The sequence below is a fragment of the Kitasatospora sp. NPDC004669 genome (genome assembly GCF_040609455.1).
In the GTDB taxonomy this organism is placed as follows: domain Bacteria; phylum Actinomycetota; class Actinomycetes; order Streptomycetales; family Streptomycetaceae; genus Kitasatospora.
Window position 1 is genome coordinate 1 of sequence record NZ_JBEXKB010000167.1, and the last position, 5558, is coordinate 5558.

At 73.0% G+C, this 5558-nt stretch carries 6 protein-coding genes and 2 pseudogenes; 4 read left to right on the top strand and 4 right to left on the bottom strand.

Translation table 11 applies throughout. The annotated features are described in order from the left end of the window. Nucleotides 1–154: 154 nt before the first annotated feature. Entirely contained in the window at nt 155–418 is a 264-nt protein-coding gene (locus ABZW30_RS46335) for a hypothetical protein (protein WP_355677378.1), read from the bottom strand. A 293-nt stretch (nt 419–711) separates the two neighbouring features. Here ABZW30_RS46335 and ABZW30_RS46340 point away from each other — a divergent pair. Beyond that, nucleotides 712–1247, top strand: a pseudogene (locus tag ABZW30_RS46340) (hypothetical protein). 126 nt (nt 1248–1373) lie between these two features. After that, a pseudogene (locus ABZW30_RS46345) lies at nt 1374–1637 on the top strand (transposase); the annotation flags it as partial. 58 nt (nt 1638–1695) lie between these two features. Here ABZW30_RS46345 and ABZW30_RS46350 read toward each other — a convergent pair. After that, the gene (locus ABZW30_RS46350) at nt 1696–2649 is read right to left on the bottom strand and encodes an aminoglycoside phosphotransferase family protein (protein WP_355677379.1); all 954 of its coding nucleotides are present in this window, start codon (nt 2647–2649) and stop codon (nt 1696–1698) included. A 755-nt stretch (nt 2650–3404) separates the two neighbouring features. Between ABZW30_RS46350 and ABZW30_RS46355 the strand changes: the two genes are divergently transcribed. Both ABZW30_RS46355 and ABZW30_RS46360 read left to right on the top strand, forming a co-directional pair. Then, nucleotides 3405–3782: an alcohol dehydrogenase catalytic domain-containing protein gene (locus ABZW30_RS46355; protein ID WP_355677383.1), complete on the top strand. Its 378-nt coding sequence runs from the start codon at nt 3405–3407 to the stop codon at nt 3780–3782. Further along, nucleotides 3724–4350, top strand: coding sequence for a zinc-binding dehydrogenase (locus ABZW30_RS46360; RefSeq protein ID WP_355677380.1), 627 nt, complete (start codon nt 3724–3726; stop codon nt 4348–4350). Before ABZW30_RS46355 ends, ABZW30_RS46360 begins: the two co-directional genes overlap by 59 nt. Here the strand turns inward: ABZW30_RS46360 and ABZW30_RS46365 are convergent. Next, nucleotides 4340–4612 carry a hypothetical protein gene (locus tag ABZW30_RS46365; protein WP_355677381.1) on the bottom strand — a complete coding sequence of 91 codons (273 nt, stop codon included), beginning with the start codon at nt 4610–4612 and terminating at the stop codon, nt 4340–4342. The two genes, ABZW30_RS46360 and ABZW30_RS46365, sit on opposite strands and share 11 nt — an antisense overlap. Before the next feature lie 115 nt (nt 4613–4727). Further along, on the bottom strand, nt 4728–5204 hold the full coding sequence (locus ABZW30_RS46370) for a hypothetical protein (protein WP_355677382.1): 477 nt from the start codon (nt 5202–5204) through the stop codon (nt 4728–4730). Nucleotides 5205–5558 lie beyond the last annotated feature (354 nt).

The window sequence follows — 5558 nt, forward strand, 5'->3', positions numbered from 1 at the left end:
CGAATACGAGCAGGATTACTGGGCGCAACTGGAGCGAGCCCCGCAAGCCGCTTGATCACACGATCGCGGACTCCACCAAAGTCGGGGCAGCTCACGCGGTGGCCGCTCCCGTTTTCAGTCAGGGCGACGCAAGAGCGCAGAGTCGTACGGAGTACTAACGGAGGTGCTGCTCGATCACGTCGGCGCCGCGTGCGACTCCACCACTTCGCAGGATGGCTTGGCGCATTCCTGCAAGGTTGACGCGTACTGTCGGGTCTGAGGCAACCCTGTTGATCGCCGCCCGCAGTGCTTCGGGGCTCACCGTGTCGACGTCCAGGCGTTCGCCGAGCCCGAGCTCCCCCAGACGCCCGGCGTTGGCAGCCTGCTCGGGTGTCCGCGGGACGGCGACGAGGCCAACCTCGTAATGCAGCGCCTCCATAACGGAGTTCATTCCGCGTGCCGGGAGGGCGAGGCGTGGTCGGGTCAGGGCGGCGCGCGGGCTTGCCGGTGCTACGGCGCCTGCCTCGGCGGGGAGTTGGCCGCCTGTTTGGAGGTCTGCCTGTTCTGGTTGCGGGGGCGGCGCCCGCCTCGGGGCGGGCGGCGCCCCCGCGCCTGTGGGCACCCGTGGCCGCGGCCGGCGGGGCCGTGGTCCGGAATCGGGGCACGGATGTCCCCGAACTGTTGGAAGCCGCCTGTCTGCTGGTCCCCGAGGAGGCCGCGACCGGGAACGACATGACGGTCGGCGACGTCTGGGACTGCCTCACCCGCGACGGGTGGGAGGTGGCCCTCGCTCTGCTGGGGGAACTCGGGGACGTACCGCCGCTCGGGCCCGCGTTCTGGGAGCGTCTGGCCACCGCCGCCGGGCAGTTGCGGCTGGAACGGAGTGAGGCCTGGTGTCACTGGCGCGTCCGGGAGGCCCGCAACGGGGTCGTCCGGGCCGACCTCACTCTCACCCCGACCGGCGTGGGCAGGCGCAGGACCTCGTTCTCCGGGGCCGGTGTCCTGCGCCCGATGGGGGACATCGGCAACCGGGCCCCACGGGCGGGCGGGCCCTGGACATCGCCGCCCTGTGGGTGGAGTTCACGCCCCGGCTCGGCCCCGGCGAGCGCGCGTCGGTGCGGCTCGCACCCCTGGACCCCGCGCGGTGGCGCCACCTCGGGGCCGGCCAGGTGATCACCGTGCGCGAGGACCGGAGTGTCGCCGGGAGCGCCGTCGTCCTGCAGGTGCGGGGCCCCGTGGGCCCGCCGGCACACTGGCTTGATCTTTGACCACTGGCCTCGAACGAGCCGTTGAACTTGATCACTCGTTCCGGTAACTGCTGTACGTAGAGGCGGCCTTCGTCTGATCCTTTGCTCCGGCCAAGGCATGCGCGAACCATGACGAAGGCCGTGGGGATGAGTCTGCGGCACGATCGCGTCGAGCATGGCGGGTGCGCCGAACTGTCACGCTTGCGAGGCGGGTTCTACTCCTGCTTGACCAAGCGCGAGGATGCGCTGTTCGAACTCACCGATGCCGTGCTGTGTGCCGATGGACCGGTCAGGTCACTGGTGGAACTGCCACTGGTCGGCGAGCACCGCCGCGGTCACGGCGGGCTCTGCGCGGCTTTGGCCCGTGGTCGGTGGCTGGGAATGTCGCGCCGGCCCCGGCGGCGGGTCGCCCCGGTGGTTGGTGGCTGCGGCGGTGGGTGGCCCCGGTGGTTGGTGTGGGGTGGGTTGTTCAGGTGTAGTGGTTGAAGCAGGCCTGCAGGTAGTCCTCCAGGCGTTTGGTGAGGAGTTCGGGGGTTAGGTCGGTGCGGCCGAGCTCGCGCCAGGGGACGGCGACTTTCTCGGCGTCGGGGGCGAAGGCGAGGGCGTCGAGCAGTCGCCAGTACAGGTGGTCGGTGCCGGTGGTGAGGTGTCCGCCGGCTTGTTCGTAGGCGTCGGCGAAGGTCATGCCGGCCTGGGTGCCGTGGAGTAGGGCCAGGGCGGTGGAGCAGTGGGCGACGTCGAGGTCGGCCGGGCCCCAGGAGGTCTCCACCCAGTCGACGACTCCGCTGACCGTGAGCTGGTCGCCCGTGCCGGTGAACAGTACGTTGCCGGGGTGGAAGTCGCGGTGCAGGAAAAGCGGGCGGTGTGTCGGTGCCTCGCGGCTGATCACGTTCACCGCGCGCTCCCACAGGGCGGTCCGGTCGGTGTGGGCGGGCGGGCGTACGTGTTCGGGTGAGGTCCAGGCCTGCCAGGCGCGGGGGCGGTTCGCGGCGGGCACCTGGAGGGCGTGTACGGCGGCCAGCTGGGCGGCCAGCAGCACGATACGGCGTCCGACGTCCCCGTCCTCGCGCACCCGTACCCCGCCGGGCAGATGGCTCATGAGCAGTGACGGGTACTCGCAGTGGGCCGCGTGCGCGTCCACGGCCCGCAGTCGCGCGGCCGGTACGGCGCCCGCCTGAAGCAGGCGCAGCACCCCGGCCTCCCGGGTCAGCAGGGCGGGCGCGTGGCGCCGGTAGAACGGTTTGACGAAGGAACGCAGTACCAGCGTGTACGGGGCGCCGGCGCCCTCGACGTCCAGGCGGCGCATCCGTGAGGTCCACCCGCCTTTCAGGGGTGTCTCCCGTACGATCCGCTCGCCGGGCGCGAGCACGTCCTGAACCCACCGGCGTGTGCCGGCCCACCCCTGGACGTCGTCGTCGATCACGTACCCGAGCCTACGCCCCGCGTCGGCCGGGCCGCCCCGTCGCCCCGGCCGGCCGACTGGCGGTGCTTCGGTGGCTGGCCTGACGTGTGGTCAAGTCGGTGTGGAGCGTGTCGAGATGCCCCTTGTCCCGGTCCGGGGTGGTGTTTGACAGCCGCCCCGTGGCCCCGGCCGGGTGCCGCGCGGCCCGCTCCCGGCGCGGCAGACGCCCGAGCCCGTCCCACACCCCCTCTATCAGCGGCCCGAACGCCGCGAGGTCCTCCCCGGCTGCCCGGGACGCCCGCTGCGCCGGCGCCGCAACAACCGCCCCGACCGGAGCGGACACGTCCCCCGGCGGCGTCCAGATCCCCCAAGGGAAAGCCACGCTGGAGCGCACGCGTGCCCACTGCCGCCGATGCCCGCACGTGCGCGTGCTGTGCCTGCGCGAGGCGGGGCGAGGGGGAGGGGCCGGTTCAGGCGGGTGCGGATGCCGTCGGCCGTCGGGGCGCGATGGCGTCGACCCGCCGCGCAGCTCCCGCCGGGCGGGCGGCCGACCGGCGGTGCTTCGATGGCTTGTCTGACGTGTGGTCAAGTCGGTGCGGGGCGTGTCGAGATGCCCCTTGTCCTGGTCCGGGGTGATGTTTGACAGGGGCCCGTGCCGCGGCTTGGGTGGGGATCCGGATCACGCCGCGCCAATGCCACCCCGGGGGAAGCCCGTCATGCCCAGGAAAGTCGTCTTCGAGACCATCGGAGGGCCCGAGGTCCTCATCGTCCGTGAGATGCCCGTGCCCCGGCCGGGCCCCGGTGAACTGCGTATCCGTGTCCAGGCTCTCGGTTTCAACCGCGCTGAGGCCCTTTACCGCGCGGGCGCCTACTTGGAGAGCCCCGAGTTCCCTGCCACTCCCGGTTACGAGGCCTCCGGCACCGTCGACGCCGTCGGCGAGGGTGTCAGCGCCTTCCGGGTCGGTGACCCGGTCGGCTCCATCCCCGCGTTCTCCCAGAACGACTACGGTGTCTACGCCACCCACGCCCTCGTCCCCGCGCGCGGCCGTTCACCGTCCCGCCCGCCTCACCCCCGTTCAGGGCGCCGCGACGTGGATGCCCTACCTGACCGCTTACGGTGCCCTCGCCGAGGACGGCCATCTGCGCCCCGGTGACCACGTGCTGCTCACGGCCGCCGCCTCCAGCGTGGGACTGGCGGCGATCCGCACCGCCCGGCGCATCGGCGCCGTCCCGATCGCCACCACCCGTACCCCGGCCAAGAAGCGCCGGCTCCTGGACGCCGGCGCCGCCCACGTCATCGTCACCGGCGAGGAGGACCTCCTGGCCCGTGTCCTGGACATCACCGGCGGCGAGGGCGTGCGCACCGTCTTCGACGCCGTCGCCGGCCCCGGCGTCAACACCCTCGCCGCCGCGATCGCCCCCGGCGGGCGTCTGACCGGCTACGGCCGCCTCGACCCCACCGACACCCCCATGCCCGGCCAGGACACCTTCGCCCCGATCACCAGCCGCTTCTACACCGTCCACGAGGCCCGCCGCGACGCCCGGCGGCTGCGCCGCGGCCACGCCTTCGTCGCGGCGGGCCTGGCCGACGGGACCTTCGTCCCCGTCGTGGACCGCGTCTTCGAGGGCCTGGACACCATCGCCGAGGCCCACCGCTACCTGGAGGCCGGCACCCAGGTCGGCAAGATCGTCGTCACCGTCACCGTCACCGTCACCGACTGAGACCCGACCGGGACCGGTGCCGGGGTCGGTGGGTGGTCACGGGTGGGGGCCGGGCCTCGGTGTCGGCCGCCGTGACCACCGCCCGCGACAGGCGCGGGAAGCGCCGCTCCGGCTCCTCGCCGCGCAGCGCGTTCATCCTCGTGGTGCCCATGTGGTACTGGCGCGGCGGCCCGGCCGCGCGCGGCACCGCGAAGCGGTGGCTGGAGGTGGAACGCCCCGCCGGCAGGTCGAAGGAGCCGCAGCTCGCCTCGGCCCCCCGCATGTGCGAGGGTGCGCACCACCGTGCGGGGGGCCGGGTCGGCGAGCGCCTGCGGCACCTGGCGGACGCTCGCGTCCTCCACCCCCGGATGCGCGATCACCCGCGCCGCCATGCCCGTTCACGCCCGTTCGTGCCCGTTCCCGCGGCCCGCCGCCGAGCCGGCGTCGGGCGCGTGAGGAGGGCCGCGATGCGTGCGTCGTATCCGAGGCGGGACGGCGGCCACAGGTCGAGCGCGGGCGTGAGGCGGCCGAACGGCCACGCCTGGGCGGGGTCGCTGTCGACGGCCCGTGCTGCGTGCCGCGTCCACAGGAAGGGGGCGCGGTGACCGTCGTGCGAAGGCGACCGTCTTCTGCACGTCCAGCACCGAGCCGGGCCGCAGCACCGCACGGGGCGCGGCGGCGACCAGGTGCCCGAAGTCGCAGGAGAACCGCTCCACCTCGGCGCCCTGCAGGATCACCCTCCCGTCCAGCGCCGACAGCTGCGCCGCCTGCGCGCCCGGTTCGGCGGCCCACGCCCGGGCGACGGTGTTCCAGCCGGCGACGGCGGCCCCGGCGCCGGCGATCAGGGCACGGCGGGACAGTTCTGACCTGCCCATATCAGAATTTCTCCGATCAGTCGTCAGATGGGGATCGTTGCAGTGCAACCGTTCCGCGACCACCTACTGATCCGCATCGACCCACTCGACCCTCCCACTCGCCCCACCTAACCCTTCCGACCTACCCGCCTCGCCTGCCGATCCTGCCCTGCCTGCCGATCGTGCCCTGCCTGTCGCTCTCGCCCTTTCCTGTAGATTCCGCTGCTCCTGCTGCTCCTGCTGCTCCTGCTGCTCCTGCGGATCCCGTTGCTCCGGTCGATCCGGCCGCTGTTGCCGCTGTGGGGCCCCGGTGTGACGGTGCGCCGGGGCTGCGGATCCCTTACTGGGCCGTCTGGCCCAGTCGCCGCTCGATCT

What these genes read in the sequence shown, in the direction of transcription:
- ABZW30_RS46360 (WP_355677380.1), top strand. Translation starts at nt 3,724, where the DNA reads ATGCCCTACCTGACCGCTTACGGTGCCCTCGCCGAGGACGGCCATCTG.
- ABZW30_RS46355 (WP_355677383.1), top strand. Translation starts at nt 3,405, where the DNA reads ATGCCCGTGCCCCGGCCGGGCCCCGGTGAACTGCGTATCCGTGTCCAG.
- ABZW30_RS46365 (WP_355677381.1), bottom strand. Translation starts at nt 4,612, where the DNA reads ATGCGGGGGGCCGAGGCGAGCTGCGGCTCCTTCGACCTGCCGGCGGGG.
- ABZW30_RS46335 (WP_355677378.1), bottom strand. Translation starts at nt 418, where the DNA reads ATGGAGGCGCTGCATTACGAGGTTGGCCTCGTCGCCGTCCCGCGGACA.
- ABZW30_RS46370 (WP_355677382.1), bottom strand. Translation starts at nt 5,204, where the DNA reads ATGGGCAGGTCAGAACTGTCCCGCCGTGCCCTGATCGCCGGCGCCGGG.